21 protein-coding genes and 1 rRNA gene are annotated in these 21,097 nt (G+C 50.2%); 17 read left to right on the top strand and 5 right to left on the bottom strand.

Annotation, left to right across the window (positions count from 1 at the left end; genetic code table 11):
- Positions 1-115 precede the first annotated feature (115 nt).
- The 12 genes from ABWV76_RS18805 to ABWV76_RS18750 all read left to right on the top strand — a co-directional run bounded on the left by ABWV76_RS18805 (position 116) and on the right by ABWV76_RS18750 (position 10,591).
- Positions 116-1,651, top strand: coding sequence for a 2-isopropylmalate synthase (locus ABWV76_RS18805; protein ID WP_020411863.1), 1,536 nt, complete (start codon positions 116-118; stop codon positions 1,649-1,651).
- A complete protein-coding gene (locus tag ABWV76_RS18800) occupies positions 1,652-2,419 on the top strand; it encodes a hypothetical protein (protein WP_353376960.1) in 768 nt (255 codons plus the stop codon).
- Complete coding sequence (gene rimI, locus ABWV76_RS18795; RefSeq protein WP_353376959.1) at positions 2,416-2,892, top strand: ribosomal protein S18-alanine N-acetyltransferase; 477 nt, start codon at positions 2,416-2,418, stop codon at positions 2,890-2,892. Before ABWV76_RS18800 ends, rimI begins: the two co-directional genes overlap by 4 nt.
- A gap of 155 nt (positions 2,893-3,047) precedes the next feature.
- Positions 3,048-4,430 carry an MATE family efflux transporter gene (locus ABWV76_RS18790; protein WP_020411860.1) on the top strand — a complete coding sequence of 461 codons (1,383 nt, stop codon included), beginning with the start codon at positions 3,048-3,050 and terminating at the stop codon, positions 4,428-4,430.
- Positions 4,431-4,663: 233 nt separating this feature from the next.
- Positions 4,664-5,347 (top strand): hypothetical protein, encoded by a 684-nt coding sequence (locus ABWV76_RS18785; RefSeq protein ID WP_353376958.1) that lies wholly within the window; start codon positions 4,664-4,666, stop codon positions 5,345-5,347.
- Between the two features lie 3 nt (positions 5,348-5,350).
- Positions 5,351-5,533 carry a YHYH protein gene (locus tag ABWV76_RS18780; RefSeq protein WP_353376957.1) on the top strand — a complete coding sequence of 61 codons (183 nt, stop codon included), beginning with the start codon at positions 5,351-5,353 and terminating at the stop codon, positions 5,531-5,533.
- A gap of 105 nt (positions 5,534-5,638) precedes the next feature.
- Positions 5,639-5,785 carry a hypothetical protein gene (locus ABWV76_RS18775; protein ID WP_020411857.1) on the top strand — a complete coding sequence of 49 codons (147 nt, stop codon included), beginning with the start codon at positions 5,639-5,641 and terminating at the stop codon, positions 5,783-5,785.
- 35 nt (positions 5,786-5,820) lie between these two features.
- Positions 5,821-5,973, top strand: coding sequence for a hypothetical protein (locus ABWV76_RS18770; protein ID WP_020411856.1), 153 nt, complete (start codon positions 5,821-5,823; stop codon positions 5,971-5,973).
- A 365-nt stretch (positions 5,974-6,338) separates the two neighbouring features.
- Positions 6,339-7,685, top strand: coding sequence for a YHYH protein (locus ABWV76_RS18765; RefSeq protein ID WP_353376956.1), 1,347 nt, complete (start codon positions 6,339-6,341; stop codon positions 7,683-7,685).
- A gap of 30 nt (positions 7,686-7,715) precedes the next feature.
- Positions 7,716-8,273, top strand: a complete 558-nt coding sequence (locus tag ABWV76_RS18760) for a hypothetical protein (protein ID WP_353376954.1) — start codon at positions 7,716-7,718, stop codon at positions 8,271-8,273.
- Between the two features lie 183 nt (positions 8,274-8,456).
- Positions 8,457-9,914 carry an ATP-binding protein gene (locus tag ABWV76_RS18755; protein ID WP_353376953.1) on the top strand — a complete coding sequence of 486 codons (1,458 nt, stop codon included), beginning with the start codon at positions 8,457-8,459 and terminating at the stop codon, positions 9,912-9,914.
- 5 nt (positions 9,915-9,919) lie between these two features.
- Positions 9,920-10,591 (top strand): response regulator, encoded by a 672-nt coding sequence (locus tag ABWV76_RS18750; RefSeq protein WP_282951697.1) that lies wholly within the window; start codon positions 9,920-9,922, stop codon positions 10,589-10,591.
- Between the two features lie 69 nt (positions 10,592-10,660).
- Here the strand turns inward: ABWV76_RS18750 and ABWV76_RS18745 are convergent, their stop codons facing one another.
- From ABWV76_RS18745 to ABWV76_RS18730, 4 genes are all read right to left on the bottom strand, one after another.
- Complete coding sequence (locus tag ABWV76_RS18745) at positions 10,661-12,424, bottom strand: aminopeptidase P family protein (RefSeq protein WP_353376951.1); 1,764 nt, start codon at positions 12,422-12,424, stop codon at positions 10,661-10,663.
- Positions 12,425-12,902: 478 nt separating this feature from the next.
- Positions 12,903-13,010 (bottom strand): hypothetical protein, encoded by a 108-nt coding sequence (locus tag ABWV76_RS18740; RefSeq protein ID WP_157533350.1) that lies wholly within the window; start codon positions 13,008-13,010, stop codon positions 12,903-12,905.
- A gap of 610 nt (positions 13,011-13,620) precedes the next feature.
- Positions 13,621-14,103 (bottom strand): hypothetical protein, encoded by a 483-nt coding sequence (locus tag ABWV76_RS18735; protein ID WP_353376949.1) that lies wholly within the window; start codon positions 14,101-14,103, stop codon positions 13,621-13,623.
- Between the two features lie 384 nt (positions 14,104-14,487).
- Positions 14,488-14,895 carry a hypothetical protein gene (locus ABWV76_RS18730; RefSeq protein WP_157533335.1) on the bottom strand — a complete coding sequence of 136 codons (408 nt, stop codon included), beginning with the start codon at positions 14,893-14,895 and terminating at the stop codon, positions 14,488-14,490.
- Positions 14,896-15,256: 361 nt separating this feature from the next.
- Here ABWV76_RS18730 and ABWV76_RS18725 point away from each other — a divergent pair, with 361 nt between their 5' ends.
- The 5 genes from ABWV76_RS18725 (at position 15,257) to ABWV76_RS18705 (ending at position 20,085) form a co-directional block, all read left to right on the top strand.
- On the top strand, positions 15,257-16,837 hold the full coding sequence (locus ABWV76_RS18725; RefSeq protein ID WP_282951701.1) for a peptide chain release factor 3: 1,581 nt from the start codon (positions 15,257-15,259) through the stop codon (positions 16,835-16,837).
- A gap of 70 nt (positions 16,838-16,907) precedes the next feature.
- Complete coding sequence (locus tag ABWV76_RS18720) at positions 16,908-17,537, top strand: lysophospholipid acyltransferase family protein (RefSeq protein ID WP_020411846.1); 630 nt, start codon at positions 16,908-16,910, stop codon at positions 17,535-17,537.
- A complete protein-coding gene (locus ABWV76_RS18715) occupies positions 17,524-18,291 on the top strand; it encodes a TSUP family transporter (protein WP_353376948.1) in 768 nt (255 codons plus the stop codon). Before ABWV76_RS18720 ends, ABWV76_RS18715 begins: the two co-directional genes overlap by 14 nt.
- Positions 18,292-18,295: 4 nt before the next feature.
- Positions 18,296-18,646 carry a hypothetical protein gene (locus ABWV76_RS18710; protein WP_282951704.1) on the top strand — a complete coding sequence of 117 codons (351 nt, stop codon included), beginning with the start codon at positions 18,296-18,298 and terminating at the stop codon, positions 18,644-18,646.
- 29 nt (positions 18,647-18,675) lie between these two features.
- Entirely contained in the window at positions 18,676-20,085 is a 1,410-nt protein-coding gene (locus ABWV76_RS18705; protein WP_353376947.1) for a M20/M25/M40 family metallo-hydrolase, read from the top strand.
- Positions 20,086-21,024: 939 nt separating this feature from the next.
- Here the strand turns inward: ABWV76_RS18705 and rrf are convergent.
- Positions 21,025-21,097, bottom strand: a 5S ribosomal RNA gene (gene rrf, locus ABWV76_RS22070); the annotation flags it as partial.

Genomic DNA, 21,097 nt, shown 5'->3' with positions numbered 1-21,097 from the left:
ATATAATTTTTCTCTCCCCCACCCCCAACAGAATTCCCAACTTTATTTGGACGGCGCATAGACAGCAGCAGAGCCGCTTGTTTAGCCTCGGAACAAATAAGGAGAACAAGCGAAAATGAGCACAAAGAAAGATAAGTTAGTCATTTTTGATACGACTCTGCGCGATGGTGAGCAGAGCCCCGGCGCCTCTATGACCAAAGAGGAAAAGGTACGTATTGCCCGTATGCTGGAGCGCATGCGGGTGGACGTTATAGAAGCCGGTTTTGCAATCGCTAGCCCCGGGGACTTCGAAGCCGTGCAGGCAGTCGCTGAAGCAGTGACCGAATCCCGGATTTGTAGCTTGGCCCGCGCGGTTAACGCCGATATTCTGCGTGCCGGTGAAGCCTTAAAGAAAGCCAACGCCTCCCGCATCCACACATTTATCGCCACCTCTCCGATCCATATGAAGTACAAGCTACAGATGGATCCGGAAGACGTGTTGCAGCAAGCGGTAAACGCAGTTAAAACCGCACGCCAGTTTACCGATGATGTGGAATTCTCCCTGGAGGACGGTAGCCGTTCCGAGCCCGATTTTATGTACCGCATTATTGAAGCGGTAATCACTGCCGGGGCTGGCACCATCAATATTCCCGATACTGTCGGCTACGGCGAACCAGAAGAATACGGTGCCATGTTCCGCCGGGTTATCGAGAGTGTCCCCAATTCCGATAAAGCCATCTTCTCCACCCATTGCCACAACGACTTGGGCCTGGCAGTAGCCAACTCCCTATCCGCCGTGATGAATGGGGTACGTCAAGTAGAGTGCACTATCAACGGTCTGGGAGAGCGCGCAGGCAATGCTTCCCTGGAAGAAATTGTTATGGCTGTGCAGACCCGCCAGGATCTCTACCCAGTAGAAACCGGTATCGATACCAGCCATATTGTACCCACTTCACGCATGGTTTCCTCAGTAACCGGCTTCCCGGTGCAGCCAAACAAAGCTATCGTCGGCGCCAATGCCTTCGCGCACGAATCCGGCATTCACCAGGACGGTGTACTCAAGCATCGTGAAACCTATGAAATCATGCGTGCTGAGGATGTGGGCTGGGGCCAGAACCGCCTAGTTTTAGGTAAACACTCCGGTCGTGCTGCCGTGCGCGCCCGCTACGAAGAACTGGGCATCAATTTCTCAGACAGCGAAGAATTCCATCAGGTATTCCTGCGCTTTAAAGAACTGGCTGACAAGAAACACGAAATTTTCGACGAAGACTTACACTCCCTGGTTGCTGAAAGTGAAGCTCCTGTGGAGCGCTTTCAGCTCAACGACCTGGATGTACGCAGTAAAATTGGCAGCGCCCCCCAGGCTTTTATCAGCCTGTCAATTGATGGCAAAGCTCACGAGACAGAAGCTAAGGGTGACGGCCCCGTAGATGCCACGTTTAAAGCCATTGAGTATATCGTCGATAGCGGTGCAGACCTGAAACTCTATTCCGTGAATGCTGTTACCCAGGGAACCGATTCCCAGGGATCAGTGACTGTACGCCTGGAAAAAGATGGCCGTTTGGTTAACGGGGTAGGGGCAGATACCGATATTCTAATTGCCTCCGCACAAGCCTATATGGATGCGTTAAACTTGCTCGCCAGTAGTGAGAGTAAAAAACAGGGCGTGTAAGTGAACGAACTGCAGCGAGCGGAATATTTGTCAGTACTTGGTGTCGCCAGCTATGCGCCGCGCTTCGTATTGCCGCTCGCACCGGAGCCTCGCCAAGCCCTGCTGCCACCGGCTGTAGAGGCTGCCCCACCCCCACTGCGACAGGCAGAGCCCGCTGCCAACCCTCTGCCTCAATCGGTAGCGCACATTGTCTCTACCCCAGAGCAGGCTGACACAGCTGTTAGCCCGCCGGATATTGCAACGCTTACCGGTGGCGTACCCCAAGTGCAACCTGCGGTCATTACGCAGGTTGCGCCGCCCCGACAGGAGGTTCGGCCATTTGTCCTCAATTGCTGGCGACTCGGGGAAGAGCTTCTCGCTGTGGACAGCCATGAACCCGGAGCCGCCCTACCGCTGGATGCCCTGTTTGGCAATATTGTACAAGCGATGAACTGGCATCAGTTATCGCGTCAGCAGGAGCGCTTGCACTGGCCTCTGGCACAAAACCGCTTTGGCCCGATAGCCGATGCCTCTGAAGCTCGAGATACTTTTTCCAGCTGGCTAGAAGCTTCCTGTGCCCGCCACCCGGTAAAGTCTATTTGGCTGATGGGCGATGAAGCACAGAAGTTTTGTACTCCCATTCCACTCGATGAAACTGTCAATAATTGGCAAGGGATCCGTGTCATCGGCATGCCAAGCCTGTCCCTGTTGTTACAGGAACCTGAGCGCAAACGCGACCTCTGGCAATTACTGCGTGTAACTTACCCGGCAGAGACAGAGGCAAAATGAGTTTGCCGGTAGCTGTTGGGTTACGAAAACGCCTGGCAGGAGTAACTGATTGTGCAGCTCTCGCTGCGCTTGCACGCAGTGCTCACAGCCACCCGTGGAATGAAACCCAATACCGACAAAGTCTTGAGTCTGGACACCAAGGCTGGCTACTTGAGAATGAAGGGGAAATGATCGCCTGCTGTGTCATCAGCCATCTATTCGACGAGGTGGAAATCCTCGATGTAGCCGTCGCTCCTAATTGGCGCCGGCACGGCATCGCCGAGAGATTGCTCAAGGGGTTAATCACAGAGCTACCCGATGACATCCGGCGGCTACTGCTTGAGGTGCGCAGTTCAAATCTCGCCGCACTCTCGCTCTACCGCAAACTAGGTTTTTCTGAAGACGGCTTGCGTAAGAATTACTATCCCGCAGAAAACGGTAGCAGAGAGAATGCTGTACTCATGAGCCTCGCCCTGGACGATAGCGGGTCGTAAAATACCCACTGACGACAGAAAGGACCGTTTTCTCACTGCGCCTAGAGGGCGACTTTCAAGGGGGGCGCCCTGCCAAACAGCGTCACCACCCATCAGTTTTTGCGGCAGCATCACCGAGGTTCCCACTGATCCGACCGCGTAAAAAGAGTTATTGAATGACGCTATCGAACAGCAGCCCATCACTCCTCGAAGGCTCGGTGCCCGCTCACCTGCAGAGGCTGGCCCTTCCTATGGTATGGGGCATTCTCGCCGTAATGTCCTTCAATATTGTGGACACTTTCTTTGTCTCCCAATTGGGCAGTGCGCCACTGGCGGCCATGAGTTTTACCTTTCCCGTAGTGATGGTAATCAACAGCTTTGCTATCGGCCTGGGCGCCGGCACCTCATCGGCAGTCGCCCGTGCCTTTGGTGCCGGAGAAGTACAGGATGTACGCAGACTGGTTACCGATACTTCGATTTTGGCGTTACTGATCTCCCTGGTAATCTCAGTTGCCGGCCTGCTCACGATCCGACCACTATTCTCACTGCTTGGTGCGAGCCCTGAGCTACTGCCACTCATTGCCGACTATATGGTGCCCTGGTACCTCGGCACTATCTTCGTGATTGTCCCCACGATCGCCATGTCCGCCTTACGCGCCATCGGCAACAGCGCCTTGACCGGGCGTATTATGGTGGGTGTGGCCCTGTTTAACCTTATTCTCGATCCCATCCTGATCTTTGGGCTGTTTGGCTTCCCCCGCCTGGAATTACAGGGTGCGGCAATCGCGACGGTCATCGTGCGCGCACTGAGTTTCTTTGCAGCTCTTTATTTCCTGATTCGCCGCGAACACTTGATGGCCCCACCCCAATGGCACCTGGGCACCCTGATTGAATCCTGGCGCAAGATACTGGCCGTAGGACTGCCGGCGATACTGACCAATGTGATCATCCCCATGTCTGGCGGTGTCGTTGTAGCACTGGTTGCTGTGCATGGTGATGATGCCGTTGCCGGCCTGGGGGTAGCGATGCGTATTGAGCCGATGGCTCTGATTATCTTCTATGCGCTTTCAGCGGTAGTTGGTCCTTTTATGGGACAGAATGCTGGAGCTGGAAAAATCGATCGGCTGCGGGAAACTGTCAGCGTACTGGCACGTTTCTGCCTCATACTGGGCAGTAGCCTGGCAGTACTTTTATATTTTATTGGCGAACCTATCGCGCGCCTGTTTAGTGAGTCCCCAGAAGTTATCGCCGTGGCAGTCGCCTACCTCACCCTGGTGCCCATCAGTTATGCCGGTTACGGCTTTGTAATGTCAGCCAATGCCGCCTTTAACGGCCTTGGACGCCCCCTGCCCGCTACCATGATTTCCTTCTTGAGGGTGCTCGGTATCTACCTGCCCCTGGCTTGGCTGGGAAATCAGCTATGGGGAATGACCGGTTTGTTTGTTGCGACAGCCACATCCAATATCCTCCTGGGTATCCTTTCATGGTGGTGGCTACGCCACGATACCCGACAGCGTACGGCCGAAGTAGCCACCCCGGAGCAGCTGCCAGCCAGCTAAACAGCAGCCCCGGGCACACCGGGGCTTACTCCCCACCTCAGGCACTCCACTCACTCAAACGTCAGTACCAGTCAAGGAAGCGACCGCCACTTTTCTCTTCATGCACATTACTTCCACTTTTCCTCAATCGCTTCAGACACCACCGGCAAGCCTCACCTCAAATCCGGCATTTCCGGTGAAGGATCACTTAGAAATCGACCAATTCCCAACATGGTCGGTGACCCATGGAAGCAATGGAATACCCCCGCTCAATGCAGCGCCTGCTGCCTGAGAAAATCCTGTTAATCATATTCATTGGCTTGTTAGGCGGATGCGATCGGGATAACCCAACCCAAGAAAGCTCTGACTCGAGTGAGAATTTAAATAACTTCACTGAAAACTTGGATAATTCCCCCTGGATAATAAATATCGACAATAAACGCGCGCCCTATATTTACGAAGCCAACAGTCATGAACAGGTTCTGGTGAATGTACAGAGTGTCGATTCGGTAACGGTGAGTGGAAAAGATTATTCGAGTGTAACGGCCACCGGTATCCCCGACTATGAAACCAAAATTACTAAAGACCTGTACGAATGGCTCCTAAGTCGACCCAGGATGGATACCGGTTTCGTCAGCGGCAATCCACTCCTACAGGTTGGCGATCTCATCAGATTTGGCCAGGACATCGGCTATCGCAGTAACTCTTCCTGTGGCGTGAATGCTGGCTATGATTACTGGCCATCAGGCCCGGTCTGCCCGGAAAATATCTCCCACGAGGGGTATTTTCCGCTGGTGCCGGAAGAGTCTGGGGAGGCGTGTGAAACTGGCCTGGGTGTCCAAGAGTACTGGGTTAACGGTACCTCTATCTATCAGTGGAGCGACGGCCAGGTTTTGGATGGAACCTTGCACACTCTGGCGCCAGTGGCAGAAATGTAGGATGTGGATATTTGCGGTGGGCACGCCGCACGTGGCGATTACCACCACCATTCCTATAGCGACTGCCTTGCAGAGCTTGTAGCCGACATAGGTAACAACCACCCACCCATTTACGGCTTTACTGCCGACGGCTATGCAGTTTATGGGTCCTCGGAAGAAGATGGTGTGCTGGCCAAAAGTAGCTGAGCTATCCGAAAATTACGACGATCCAACTCAATCAGCGGGTGTGGTTCTCCCGGAGAGAGGAACCGCCGGCTGGTCGACGAATAAAGCCTGGCACAGGGTTATGAAGTGCTGAATAAACCTGGTCCCAGTACCAGCGATACTTTTACCGCTCTGTCCGGCAATATCTTCAAAACTTCTGCCGGCTTCTTTTATAGGGATTACTACTGGGACCCGCATCTAACCGCACAAGGCGGCGCTTATCTGGACCAATAGAATGGGGCGAGCGTGGCTACCATTACCACCTGACCGTGACCCTGAGTGACAATACGCAGTTAATTCCAGCCTTCCCCTATACCTTTGGCCCACGCTTCTTCGGCAAGCTGGACGATCAAACCCTGGTAAATGTCTGCTCCGGTGAAGTCGGCGGCGGACTGCCACCCAGACCACCTCCACGCCCCTGATTCCCTCCGTGACTGGACGGGACTCCAGCGCACAGCCTGTGCGCTGGAACTCTGTCCATAAAAATATTGGGCTTTGCAAAAATTAACACCATTACCCCAGGTGCACTGTACACAATGCCCGGCGATAAATAATCATAGGTACAGGAGGGATTTGCTCTCTCTAAAAAATGACTGAATTACTTAGCGGCAAAGACATAGGACAGCTTTTCAGTTTAGGTTGTCGGGGGGAATTTCCAGTTTAGAAACCGCTTCTCAGTATAATTCTTGTACTGCATCCAGTATCAAAATGCACAGCAAACATCCATATTTTGTCCACTTTTCTCGGGTAGTTTCAAAGTACTTATCCTTTGATGCCTCGGTGGATTATGAAAATAAAAGCACTCTTAAATCACGACGGGTACTCGCTACTGTCCTATGTCCTCACCCTCACATTACTCGCTGGTGTACTGCATGGCTGTGGAGGTGGTGGAAACTTTTCCTCTGAAACAGAAACAAGCAGTGATGTGAGCAGCAGTGGCAGTGATGGCGATAGTGACTCTGGGGATAACAGCAGCAATGATGGCGGCTCGGGGGATGCCGGTGTTTGGATCATCAACACCACCGATGAGCGCGCTCCTTACATCTATGAGAATAACAGTAATGAACAGATTCTGGTAAACGTACAAAGTGTCGAGTCAGTAACGGTGAATGGCAGAGACTATACACGGGTAACTGCTACAGGCATCCCCGACTACGAAATTCTTATCACTGACAATATCCTCAACGCGCTTCTCAGCCGCCCCAAAGTCAGCACAGACTTCCTCAGTGGCAGCCCTACAGTGCAGCCAGGGGATATTATCAGTTTTGGTCAGGATATTGGTTACCGCAGTAATTCCTCTTGCGGCGCTGAAGCTGGATATGGTTTTTGGCCACCGGGGCCCGTTTGCCCAGAAAACGTTTCCCATGAAGGCTATATTCCCAAAACGCCAGAAGTTGCTACCGAGGATTGCGAGACCGGCCTCGGCGTCCAGGGCTACTGGGTGAACGGCACCTCAATTTACCAATGGAGTGATGGCCAGTCAGTTAACAACACCTGGCACACTCTCGCACCTTTCGCAGAGGTCTACGATGTGGATGTCTGTGGAGGCCATGCCGCCAATGGCGACTACCACCATCACTTCTACAGCAACTGCCTCGCTGACCTGGTGGGTGATGTGGGTGATAGCCACTCACCAATCTACGGCTACACTGCCGATGGCTATGCCATTCACGGCCCCTGGGAAGACGACGACCAACTGGCACTGAGTAGTTGGGCGGTGCGCAACTATAACGATCCCAACTCGAAAACCGGCTGTGGCGATGCCGGAGAGCGGAGCTGTCTCTTGGTAGATGAATACAACATCAACCAGGGGACCCAAACCACCAATAATACCGGTCCCACTACCAGCGGCAGCTATACCTCACTATCGGGTAATGAATTCGATACAACCTCTGGTTTCTTTTACGAAGATTACTACTGGGATTCCGAATTAACCGCTCTGGGCGGAGCCTACCTTGATCAGTACAACGGGCACAGCGATAGCGAGCGCGGCTATCACTACCACCTAACGGTTACGCTCAGTGATGATGCCCAGCTGATACCGGCATTCCCATTTACTTTTGGGCCGCGCTTTTACGGAAAACTGGACGACCAAACTATCGTGAATCGATGCTCCACTACTGTTGGTCGTTAAAGTTTAATCATACTTGGAAGCGAGCAGCTTATGAAATTACACAAGTATTTAATTGCCGGGTTCCTGGTATATGCAGTGATCGGCACCCTCACAGTGATAGCCCAAGCCAATCCGCATACAGGACACGGTGGTGATCAGCACCCCATTGTGGAAATACCAATGCATATTGCCACACCGAGAATTGAGCTGAACATCAGCCGGGATACGATGTCCGGATTCAATTTACACATCGACTTTGACCGCTTCGAACTCGAATCACCTCGCGATGCCAGTGATACCCCACAAAGATTTCTTGAGGGCCACGCACATCTTTATATTAATGGCAAAAAAGTACAGCGCCTCTATGCCGCCGATGTGCACCTGCCAGAAAAGCTATTACGGCCCGGATTTAACCAAATCACTGTAACCCTAAATGCACACGATCACAGCACCTGGAGCCGTGGAGGTAAACGGATACTGGCAACCCTCTTTATACAGTGCGACCGGGAAAACTTCGTCTTACACCGGTTTTCCACTTCGCCAATTTCTCTCGGAGCTTCCGTTAAAAATCAGGCTCCAACACTGGGAGCCGCCCTTGCAAATAATTGAGCTTTTGTTCTGCACAGCAAAAGCTACTCACCCGCCATGGGAAAGAAAATCACCTGCGTATTTACTGCATAATTACTGTACGTGTACGCTTGTGTTACAACCTACCAGCACAGGCACGACCCAGGATCAACGGAACGGGAGGATTCGCCGCGTTTACAGCCTGAAGGACGAACCGGATACGATATGTCGTTAAATATTCGCTACAAACTCAGCTTGGCATTTTTACTGACCACCGCAATTACCGTCGGTGGTATGTTTGTATTTTTCCAGTGGAGTTTTAGCCACGGTTTTCTCGCCTACATGCGTGCACAGGAACTACGCGATGTTGAAGACCTTGTTCAAGCGCTGGAAGACTATTATGCACATAAAGGGAGCTGGCAGTCCCTGGAAGGCAACGGCCATGAATGGCTGGACCTACACCATCAAACCATCTTTCGCCAACTGGGACAATTACCACCACCGCCCCCTGGCGGCCCCGGCAGGCCTCCAAGGGGCATGGGTCCAGAAGGTGGCAGACCAGGAATGCCTCCACCCGCTGGTGACCGTCTCGGCCCACGCCTAAGCCTGCTCGATAGCGAAAAGCGCCTGGTGATTGGACGCCCCGCACCAGCAGAGAAATTGCTCTACCAACCCTTGACCATTGAAGGCAAGACAGTGGGGTTTCTCACTATCAACCCACCGGCATCCCTGTCCAATAATTATGAGCAGGGCTTTATACGGGAACAGTCACGTACTTTTGCACTGATCTCTATTGTCACCTTCATCCTGACCCTTGGTATCGCCCTGCCCCTGGCCTGGCAGCTGGTTCGCCCCATCCGCCGCCTAGCTGAAGCTACCCATCGCCTTACCTCCGGCAATTACAAAACCCGTATCGATATTGAACGCAGCGATGAGCTGGGCCAGCTAAGTGCGGATTTCAACCGGCTGGCTGCAACCCTTGAGGCCAATGAGCACGCACGCAATCGCTGGATGGCAGATATATCCCATGAATTGCGCACTCCACTGGCAGTGTTGAAGGGACAAATTGAGGCGTTACAGGATGGTGTACGCACCGCTTCCCCAAAAAACCTCGATATACTCCATGATAAAATTCACCAGTTAAATCGCCTGATCAACGACCTCTACGAACTCTCCCTATCTGACGTGGGAGCTCTTAGTTATTGCAAAACCGATATTCCCCTAGCTCCATTACTAAATGATATCGTCGATGATTTTCGCAGTGCCTTTGCGCAGAAAAATATAGCCTTGAAATTGACCAATAAACTAAGTGCAGACAGGCTCATCTATGCCGATGCGGCGCGCCTACAGCAGCTATTCGGCAACCTGCTCACTAACAGTTTGCGCTATACCGATAGTGGCGGCCAATTACGAGTTTCAGCCCGTGCCAAAGCACAAACCGTTATCCTCACTTTCGAGGATTCAGCCCCTGGAGTCACCAATGGGGATATACCCCACCTTTTCGACCGCCTATACCGTACTGAAAGTTCACGTAGCCGCGAGACCGGTGGGGCTGGCCTGGGTTTGTCAATCTGTCAAAATATTGTCAAAGCCCATGAGGGCAGTATCTCAGCCACCTCTTCGCGCTTAGGAGGCCTGGAAATCAGTATTTTTCTCCCCCTTATTCAGCGGATCAAATGGTAGGAATAATGACCGCAAAAATCCTTATAGTTGAAGATGAAACCGAGCTGGCCAACCTGCTGCTGGACTATTTACGCGCAGCTGAATATCAAGCCGATATCCTTTCTGATGGCAATCAGGTTGTGCCCTATGTGAAGTCCCAATCGCCAGATTTAATTTTGCTGGACCTGATGCTCCCCGGAAAAGGCGGACTGGAAATCTGCGAGGAAATCCGTCGCACCAGTAATGTACCGATTATTATGATGACCGCCAGAATAGAGGAAGCAGACCGCCTGCGAGGGCTGGAAATTGGTGCGGACGACTATGTGTGCAAGCCGTACAGTCCCAGGGAGCTGGTAGCAAGGGTAAAGGCAGTATTACGTCGTACCACTGCCACCGGGCAACCAGACCTGGGCACGATACAACTGGAACCCAAAACCAGGCAGCTGCGTATTGGCGGCCGCGATGTTGGTTTGACCTCCCTGGAGTTTCACTTGTTTGAGCTGCTCTACAGTGAACCCGGCCGCATTTTTTCCCGAGAGCAAATCATGGATCGCATCTATTCAGATTACCGGGTAATCAGCGACCGCACTATCGACAGCCATATCAAAAAAGTACGCAAGAAAATAACCGCTGTACTACCAGACACAGAGCTTATTCAATCGGTGTATGGGGCGGGATATAAATTCGAGATGCAATAATAGCCTTGTTTTTCATAGGCAAATTTTGGTGCTTATAACAACTGCTGGGGGCAAGCCCCAGCTAAAAAATTACAGGGCTTCGGTCGCCTTTTGCAGCCACTCGGCAGTCTTCTCATTGACCAGCGGCGTAATAGTATCGCGTACGCGCTGGTGATAGCGATTGAGCCAGTCCAACTCCTTTTTTGTCAGCAGCTCCACATCAATTAAACGGTGATCGATCGGCGCCAATGTCAGCTCCTCAAACTCCAGAAAACCGATGTAATCCGCACTCTCTTTAACGAAAACCAGATTTTCTATTCGAATTCCATATTGGCCGGTAAGGTAAAAGCCGGGCTCATTGGAAAGAATCATGCCTGGCTGCAATGCCACACCAGTGGCTACCTTGCCAATTCTCTGTGGTCCTTCATGCACACTTAAGAAACTGCCAACCCCATGGCCTGTACCATGAGCATAATCCAGACCCGCCTCCCACAGTGAGCGCCTTGCGATAGCATCTATCTGCTCTCCGCAGGTGCCTAGTGGGAAGCGCAGGGTGGCTATTGCAATGTGGCCCTTCAGTACTCTGGTAAAGTGCTCCTTTGCAGGTGCCGGAAATTTCCCCAGGGCCACTGTGCGAGTGACATCGGTGGTGCCATCCGGGTATTGAGCCCCGGAATCACACAGGTAAATGCTTTCCGCTTTCATCGCCAAGCTGGATTGATCACTCACCCGGTAGTGCACAATGGCACCGTTAGGTCCGTAGCCCGAGATAGTTTCAAAACTATTTCCGCGAAAACCCTCGCGCTCCTCGCGCTTGCTATACAGCAGTTGCACCGCCGACAGTTCGTCGAGGCCATTTTGAACCGCGCTGGGTAACTCGCACAGAAACTCACACAGTGCCGCGCCATCGCGCTCATGGGCGGCCCTGGAGCCGGCCAGCTCCACAGAATTTTTACAAGCCTTCGCCTCAATCACGGGATCGCGCTCAAGTAGCAACTGTAAATCCAGTTCGCGCAGCTGCTGCAGGGTCCAGCAATTGCTTATTGAGGCATCTACCCAGATCTTATTGGCATGGCGACGGCGCAAGTCTTCGAATAACTGCCCTTTTTCTGACACCAGTGTCACTTCGTGATCCAGATGCTCCAGCACCCCTTCACCAATAGCCTGCTCGGCCAGGTACAGTGTGGCACTGCCATCCCGGTACAACACCGCATTAGCCAGGGCAACGGGGAGGTGGGGAATATCATCACCGCGGATATTAAAAAGCCAAGCGCAGCTTTCGGGGTTGGGCAGCCAAAGGGCATCTACACGTTTTTCCGCCAGTAATCCAGCAATACGCTGGCGCTTTTCTCTAGAGTGCTCCCCGGTAAATACCAATGGATGTGGACGCGCGGCTCCACAGGGAGGGTGGGGCCGATCCCGCCAAACCGCATCTATTGGATTTTGTTCCAGTGGCCGGAGAGAGATATCCCTCTCGGCGAGACGCTTTTTCAGCAGTGCCAGTCCAGGTTCGGTATGTAGACGTGGGTCAAAGCCAAGCGACTGTCCTTCACGTAATTGATCGCAAACCCAAGCAGCAATAGCCAGACCATCAAGGTTTTCCAACTCAATGGGTTGATCCCCTATCTGCTGCTCTCCCTGCAATGTATAACGCCCATCGACAAACAGCGCTGCTTCCCTCTGACTGATTACTGCCATGCCGGCGGACCCGGTAAACCCAGTTATCCAGGACAGTCGTTCATCGGCCGCGGGTACATACTCATTCTGATATTCATCAGCGCGGGGAACCAGGAAGGCCTCCACCCCCTGCCGCTTGAGCTCACCACGCAACGCCTGCAACCTGTCCTGACTCATAGATCCCCCTTAGCTTACGAGAACTGCAAACCCGTTCACCAGCCTTGACTGGTCCCACTGTGCAATCCGCCCAACATTGATTTGGCTGAAAGGCCAACTTTATTCGAAAGATGTCCAGAAGCGCCAGCCCTGACAGCAACTCAGCCCATTGGAGCTTGGTCTTCGCTGATCAAGCTCACATATTGCCTAATTCGCAGTATACCCCACCCTCTAAACAGTACCGGCGTATACAAAACCAACCTCAGCCACAAGAAAATCTGTATATAGGCATGTTCACAAATCGACTTGTTGTTAACCGTGAAAATGTATTCGTACAGAGCACTGTCGGACACTTGGCAGAATACAGTGGCTGAGATGGCACAAAGAATATGAAGTGGAACACTACCTGATTTAAATGTTAATTTTCTAAGGGTAAAATTTCTGCAAGCCACTCAAGTTGCCACCCTCAGCAAATCCCACTCCTAAGGTACAGCTTCCACTAACTACTCAAGTCATCACCCTTGGCAAGTCCCCACCTAATGGTATAGGCAGGAGATATATAAGCCTCCTGTATCTTCCATTTCTTTTGGGGACCTACAGCCCCCAGATAAAGGGTTCCCTAGCCAGGCTTTAAATTGAGTCTTTCGATCGTTTGTATAGTTTCCCCTCACCTGGCAATTACGACCCAATAATGGACTTTCTGACCTGCCGAAAATCTACCTACGAATCACCGGTGATGTATGGAGTCTGTATAGCGGTAATGGTAACTTCGGCGATCACATCACCTAATGATACGCAATATTATCAAAGATATTTTCTTCGGACACGCAACGGTTAATCCCGTTTACGACTCCGTGTAGCAAGCAGGTGAACTCACACACAACGGCCAGGGATTTGCCTTTGTGTAGAGCAAAATGTCTAGATATTAAGAAACAGAAAAAATATGATTAAAGGATATTGGTCAACCAAGGATTTATACCAACACTACCGCTGCTCAAGCCGTACATTTTTTAGATGGATAAAACGAGACACAAACCCTTTTCCATAGCCACACATCAAAGCATCTGACAGTCACAAACATTGGGCTATCGATGATATTGAAAAGTGGGAGCCTCAAGTTTCACATCCAGAAGCAGCTTGAGACCAATACTTCCCCACCCGAAGAGGAAAGCTTGTATTTTATCGGGCGGGAAGGATATCAACCCGAAAAGGGCACCTTATATTAACTTATTCGATTGAATTATCCCATTTGGTAATGGCCGATTGCCATGTCGGTCACCAAATACAGCTTTTACTCCACCTTTTGGCGCATGACTGGGAAGCTCCAATTTTAATTGTCTTAGTAGCACACCACCGTGCTGTTCTGGTTTCATCGCTTGATTTCCAACTCCGCTCACCCAAAGCCCTCCAAATGCTTGTCGCGGCGAACCCGGAATTATTTTGTTGCCAACATAATGTACGTCGACGTATACCTTTCGAGCAGTACCGTTAAATATAATTGCATTTTTAAAAACAAAAACATAAGTATTTGGATAAGTCACAGCAGATGAACGAACCAAACACTCTAAATCGGTATAGGTAAGACCATTATTGGCCCACAGTTCAATTTTATTTATTAAGGTATAAGTTGCCCCAGAACTATAACAACTATTACACATCATCATTCTCCTTACATAACCGTCGCAAATAAATTTATCCACTAAGTTCAAGTAAAAAATCTGACTTGAGATTATTTGTCGGCACTAAGGGGTAAGTTGTTACGCTTCGAAGTTCATTATTTATCACACACAATTACACGGCGTCTTTTATTGCATTTCTCAATAAATCTATCTCCATTACCCATAATCAATTAATAGAAAATAATTATTTCTTCTGCGTTAAAATTGAGCGGGTATTACATTTTGTGTATCTCTAAAGGATTTTCGATATCGAAGGCAAAAAGATTTTAAATGGATATTAGTCGATCAAAGGTGATGAGCAGTGGGAGGTTCAAATTTTACGCCTAAAAAATACACAGTTGTTTTCCAGTCCATCCTTAGCGATGGCAGGCACCTCATCGCCTTCGCTAAGGATTACTTACTTATTTAGGCGTCGATGTTGAATCTTATTTTGTATTCCCCAGTAAACACATTTTGAACCAATACATCTGAACTGCACTTAGATGAAGGGGTTGCTCCTATTGAAAATTGATAGTAGCCATTCATCTGGATAACTGACCAATTGAACCTACATGATTGATAGGTTAATACCCCAGCATCCGCCACACCATTAGTGATAGAGGTGTGGAAAGTCGAATTGTTTGCAACTGCTGGGCTTGGAAATAATGGAGAAATAATCCCGGTTGAATTTGTTCCATTAATGAGCACATTATCAGAAGAAGTGTTATTTTTGAGTTCTATGCTTGTTGATAATGTAGATGCCAGTGCCGGTACAGAGTGCGCTACTGATACAAGTAATGCTGCTGTTAGAAAAAATTTTCGTTTAACTTCCATTTCAGTGCTCCTTGAAAATGACGTGTGAAGACTTTCAGCAAGTCCATAGTCATTTCAACCCAGCCTGTCATCAAATGTCAATATTGTCACATCAATACAAAACATGGGCCGCAAAAACTAATCAGTGAAGCTAACCCAGGAACGTTGGAAAGAGTCAACTCCAGCAACAGTAAATGTATACAGCCAAGAGCCTACCCTGCCACCCTATTAGCATCGACCAGCCTGACCGGATAGTATTCATTGGTCACCAGCCAAGAGCAAAACCAAAGGCCAATTTGATATAATGCGTCCTTTCGGATTCGGCCTTGGAGTATATTTCTATATGTGTACACAGGGCGTACACAGATAAGGTTAAATCTAAGTGAACCAAGATTTTTCTCAACGATTTCAAAGACGTAGAACTTTCGCCATCATTTCCCACCCAGATGCCGGTAAAACAACCGTGACCGAAAAGTTACTTTTGTTCGGAAACGCAATCCAGATGGCAGGCTCTGTCAAAGGTAAGAAGGGGCCCCATGCGCGCTCTGACTGGATGACCATGGAACAAGAAAGGGGCATCTCTGTCACCTCATCGGTCATGCAGTTTCCCTACAAAGAGCGCACGGTTAACCTGCTCGATACTCCTGGACACGAGGACTTCTCCGAGGATACTTACCGGGTACTCACCGCAGTGGACTCGGCACTGATGGTGATCGATGGGGCCAAGGGGGTCGAAGACCGTACAATAAAACTAATGAATGTGTGCCGCCTGCGTACCACTCCCATTCTATCTTTTATCAACAAACTCGATCGGGACATTCGAGACCCCATCGAAGTGATGGATGAAATTGAGGAGGTCCTCAACATCCAGGCCGCTCCTATCAATTGGCCGCTCAGTTCCGGCAAAAGCTTTAAAGGGGTTTACAACCTCTACACCGATACGATTCACGTATTTACCCAAGGCCAAGGCCACACCATCCCGGATGATATCCAGATTAAGGGACTTGATTCAGCAGAGGCTGACGAATTGCTCGGGGAGTACGCAGAGGATATCCGCGAGGAGATCGAGCTGGTGCGCGGTGCCACCCATGAGTTCAATCTGGAAGCTTACCTTGCGGGTGAACTTACCCCAGTATTTTTTGGTACTGCCCTTGGTAACTTTGGCGTTCGTGAAATGCTCGATGGGTTTGTGGAGTGGGCTCCGGGTCCCCAGTCCCGCGCTACCCAAGAGCGCCAGGTTGAACCGAGCGAAGAAAAGTTTTCCGGTTTTGTGTTTAAGATCCAGGCCAACATGGACCCCAAACACCGGGATCGTATCGCCTTTATGCGCGTTTGTTCCGGTACCTACTCCCGCGGAATGAAAATGAAGCATGTGCGCATTGGCAAGGATGTAAAAATTGCCGACGCCGTGACGTTTATGGCCGGCGACCGCACCCATGTAGAAGAGGCCATTGCCGGTGACATTATCGGCTTACACAACCACGGTACTATCCAGATTGGCGATACATTTACCGAAGGTGAGGCTCTTAAATTTACTGGTATCCCCAATTTTGCTCCAGAGTTGTTCCGCCGGATTCGCCTCAAAGATCCGTTGAAACTGAAACAGTTACAAAAAGGTTTACAACAGCTTTCTGAAGAAGGCTCTACCCAGGTATTTTTCCCGCTGGATAACAACGACATTATTGTCGGTGCCGTTGGTGTACTGCAGTTTGAAGTGGTTGCCTATCGCCTTAAGGACGAATACAAAGTAGAAGCCATTTACGAAAATGTAAATGTGAATACAGCCCGTTGGGTGGAAAGTGAAATCGTCAAAGAACTGGAGAACTTCAAACGCAAAGCAAGTACCAATCTCGCCATTGACGGTAGCGGCCACCTAACCTATCTGGCACCAACCCGAGTGAATTTGCAGTTGGCAGAGGAGCGTTATCCGGATATTCGCTTCTACGCTACCCGTGAGCATTAATTTATGCGGGCTTTTCCTGAGACCATTTGCCAGTTCCAGGGCGTTTAAGCAGTAGACTGAGAGATCCATAATGAGTCAGCAGAAAGAATTACCGGCAGAGATACCCCGCCTTGGCAACAGCGTCACCGCTGCTATTGGCAGGCTGCTGATCAGGCTGATGGGCTGGCGCCTGGAGGGCACCTTCCCCCCTGAGAAGAAAGTGATGGTGGCCCTGGCCCCACACACATCCAACTGGGATTTTGTCGTAGCCATGCCTTTTATCATGGCCTACAGGGTAAAAATTTCCTGGCTGATGAAACGGGAAGCTTTTTTCTTCCCCTTTAAAAATCTCTTTATGTGGCTCGGCGGTGTCCCTACCAATCGCGGCTCCGCAGGGGGTATCGCAAAACAGGTAGCCACGCAGTACCGCAATAACGAAAAAATGTGGGTCGGTATTACTCCCGAAGGAACTCGTAAGAAAGTTACCAAGTGGAAAAGTGGTTTCCTGCGAATTGCTTACGCAGCCAATGTACCAATCTTATTGGTTGCCTGGGATTTTTCACGTAAACGCTTCTGCCTTGACTCCCTCTACCATCCCACCGGAAACCTGGACGAGGATATGAGAGAGATCCAGCACCGCTTCAGTAAATACCAGGGGTTCCACCGCAAAATGCAGACTGGCACCTTGGAGGGTAACGAATCCTCCCGTGATAGAACTTAGTAGCGATTTAACCTTAACCACACTCCTGATACTCACCGCGGTGGCCTTCACCGCGGGCTTTATCAACGCCATCTCCGGTGGTGGAGGCCTGATCACCCTGCCCACACTTTTATGGGCTGGCCTTCCCCCGCTCGATGCCCTCGGCACCAATAAATTCCAAGCGGTTTTCGGCACTCTCTCATCCAGTTTTAACTATTTTCAAAAGGGGCACTTGCAACTGAGACCCCTGTGGCCCGGCCTGGTCACAGCAATGATCGGTTCATCCATGGGGACCTGGGCTGTCACAAAGCTCGGCGTTGAAACACTGGATACATTACTGCCTTTACTGATTATCGCCATTGCTCTCTACTTCAGTTTTTCACCGAGAATTTCAGACATCGACTCCAAACCCAGAATGGACTCGAGGCTCTTTCATCTTTTTGTCGGTGGCGGGATAGGTTTTTACGGAGGTTTTTTTGGCCCCGGTATGGGAGCCTTTTATGCCTTGGCATTTGCGGCGCTACTCGGCTACAACATGCGTAAAGCTACTGCGTCGACCAAACCATTGGTTTTGGCCACAAATATCACTTCTCTAGTTATATTTATACTAGGTGGCCACCTCTCTCTAATGCTGGGTATTACTATGGCTGCCGCCCAGATAATTGGTGCAAGACTTGGGTCCAACCTGGTTATCACACATGGAGCCAAGCTAATTAAGCCTGTGATTATTCTTGCCACCCTGGCTATCGCGATAAAATTACTATTGGAGCCGTAGAAAAGTGACCCTGTTTCTCACCTTGCTGCTGTCCTTCTGTGCATTCGTCATTGTAATCTGGACTTTTATGCACCTGCGTACCCCGCGTTTTCGCATGGATAGAGCCAGTTTTATTAAAGGCCTGGAAGACGCCATTACCGGTCAGGCCAGCGAGAGTGAGTGGCGTGCTTTGGTGGCGATTCCGATGCGCCATGACCCAGAGCTGGAGAAAATGCGTCTCAAGTGCCTGGAAATAGAAGAGTACGAGTCCAGTGATAGCCCACCCTATTTATTTACCGAAAGGGGACTGGAACAGCTGCGCCAAATTCGCAGCAAACTACTTATTAATACATCAGACAAACAGTCAAAATCTTGAGCCAACGAGTGTTAATCAAGGATAAACATATGTTTAAACCACTGTTATCCCTTACCGGGGGTCTTATAGCAACCATGGCGATTGGTATCGCCCAGGCAAAACCGCTGCCTCAGGAGGACCTCTCAGTTGCCGAGGTACTACGCGACCGCGCCCTGGAGTCCTCAGATGCATACAGCATCGTGGAATCATTGACAGTGGAAGTTGGGCCTCGCCGCGCAGGTACCGAGGGAGACCGGCGTGCAGTGGCCTGGGCTCAAAAAAAGATGAAAGACCTGGGTTTTGACCGGGTCTATACGGAACAGATAGACGTACCGCGCTGGGCTCGTGGCCATGCCCACGCAGAAGTTGTTTCTCCTTATCCGCAACCCCTGGTTGTCAGCTCCCTGGGCTACAGTGTTGCAACACCCGATGGCGGTCTCACCGCCGAGATTGTCGAGTTCGTCGATGTAGAGGCTTTAATTAAAGCATCGCCAAAACAGGTTAAGGGTAAAATAGCGTTTATCAACAAACGCATGGAAAAGGCCCGCACCGGTGAAGGCTATGGCCCTGCAGTTCAGGGGCGCAGTCGCGGTATGCGCGCAGCTTCAGAGAAAGGTGCAGCTGCCCTGCTCCTGCGCTCCGTCGGCACAGACTCAGACCGTTTCGCTCACACCGGTATGATGTCTATCGACGGTATTAAAAATCCGGTCCCCGCCCTGGCGCTCTCAGCACCCGATGCCAACCTGCTTGAAGCCATGCTCAAACGCGGTGCACCTGTAGAAGTTAAGCTCAATGTGAATAATGAGCGCCTTGCCGATGGCCCCTCTTTTAATGTGATTGGGGAAATTACTGGTCGCGAAAAACCGGAAGAAGTCATGATCATTGGGGCCCATCTGGACTCCTGGGACGAAGCCACAGGTGCCCTTGACGATGGTGCTGGTGTCGCCATTGTTTTGGAGACTGCACGCCTGATTGGTGAGTTACCCGAGCGTCCACGTCGCACCCTGCGTGTAGTCCTGTTCGGTGCAGAAGAAATTGGCTTGGTCGGTGCTAAGCAATATGTCGATGCCCACCGCCATGAACTCGACAACATTATCGCCATTTCAGAATCTGACTTTGGCGCAGGAAAAGTCTGGCGCTTTGATACTAGGCTGCCGGAGAGTAAATTCGATATCGCCGACCAGATGATGCAATTATTGGCGCCGCTAGGCATTGAGCGTGGTAATAACGAATCCTATGGCGGCCCCGATAGCAGTGTTTTCGTCGCCCAGGGTGTGCCAGCCTTTGGCCTTTACCAGGATGGTACTGATTACTTCGACTACCACCATACTCCCAACGATACCCTGGACAAGATCGACCCTGAGAACCTGCGCCAAAATGTCGCTGCCTGGGTGGTGATGTCTTTCCTTGCCACCGAAATGGAAGGTGACCTCGGGCGTATTCCCACTAAATCTGAGTAATCTATAAATACTCCAGTTATTTTAAAAAGCCCCACTCAGAGGGGCTTTTTTATTTCCCTCTTATTCCACCTAACCCAAACTTTCGATCACAAAGACTTCCGTGCCACCTTTAATAAAACTGACATCTCTGTCTAAACAGGTAGTTGTTTATAACTGATGACAAGCGGATGAAGAGACGGTTACTAACAGAATCCATGGATAGACCTGTGCATAACTCCGGGATATCCACTTTCAGGCCTCTGTTTCCATAGGGGGTCTTTTAATGGGTAAAAAAACACCACTGATTCTAGGGTGATTTCCACAGGTCGGCCGTTATTAACAGAATGGCTGGATAGACTTGTGTATAACTGTGGTATATCCGCTGCCAGCCTTACAGTTGTGTGACATTGCGCGAGCGCACAAAAAATCACCGGCTTTTTCGTTGGTATTTTTGTGTCACTTTTATCCCTGTCAGACCCTTTTTTACAGCGGAGATAATTTCTTTATTGGGAAGATTTTTTCCGGGAAGACTACTAGTAGTACTGCGGTAAATTATTTGGGAATGCCCTTCCAGGGAAGATTGCAGTAAAAAATAGCTGGGCGCTCAATTTTTTTTCAGGAGAGAAAGCCGCGAGGAGAACTCTTTATTTACAGTCGCGTAAACGTGCTCGACTTTTTACCGGGGTTTTTCCTGAGTAAATTTTTCAGCAGGATTTTGAGAGTAAAACCTGACTGGGTTATTCATTACTTTTCAGGGTTTCTTTGTCACATTATTTTCTTAGTTTTTATTTTTAGCTTTTCTTTTTTAATTTTTCTTTGTTTCATCTTTGCTTTTTTTATTTCTAACTTCTTTTTATCATTAACTTCCAAGTTTTTGCTTTTCTTCTTTACGGCTCTTCACGGATATTTTTTTACACATAAAAAAAGGGCCACCCATTGGGTGGCCCTTTCGGATTAGAAGCCTGACGATGACCTACTCTCACATGGGGAAGCCCCACACTACCATCGGCGATGTTGCGTTTCACTTCTGAGT

Origin of the sequence: Microbulbifer sp. NBRC 101763 (assembly GCF_040371615.1) — a bacterium.
Classification (GTDB): domain Bacteria; phylum Pseudomonadota; class Gammaproteobacteria; order Pseudomonadales; family Cellvibrionaceae; genus Microbulbifer; species Microbulbifer variabilis.
The sequence above is the reverse complement of the archived record's forward strand: the minus strand, read 5'-3'. Positions and strand labels throughout refer to the sequence as shown.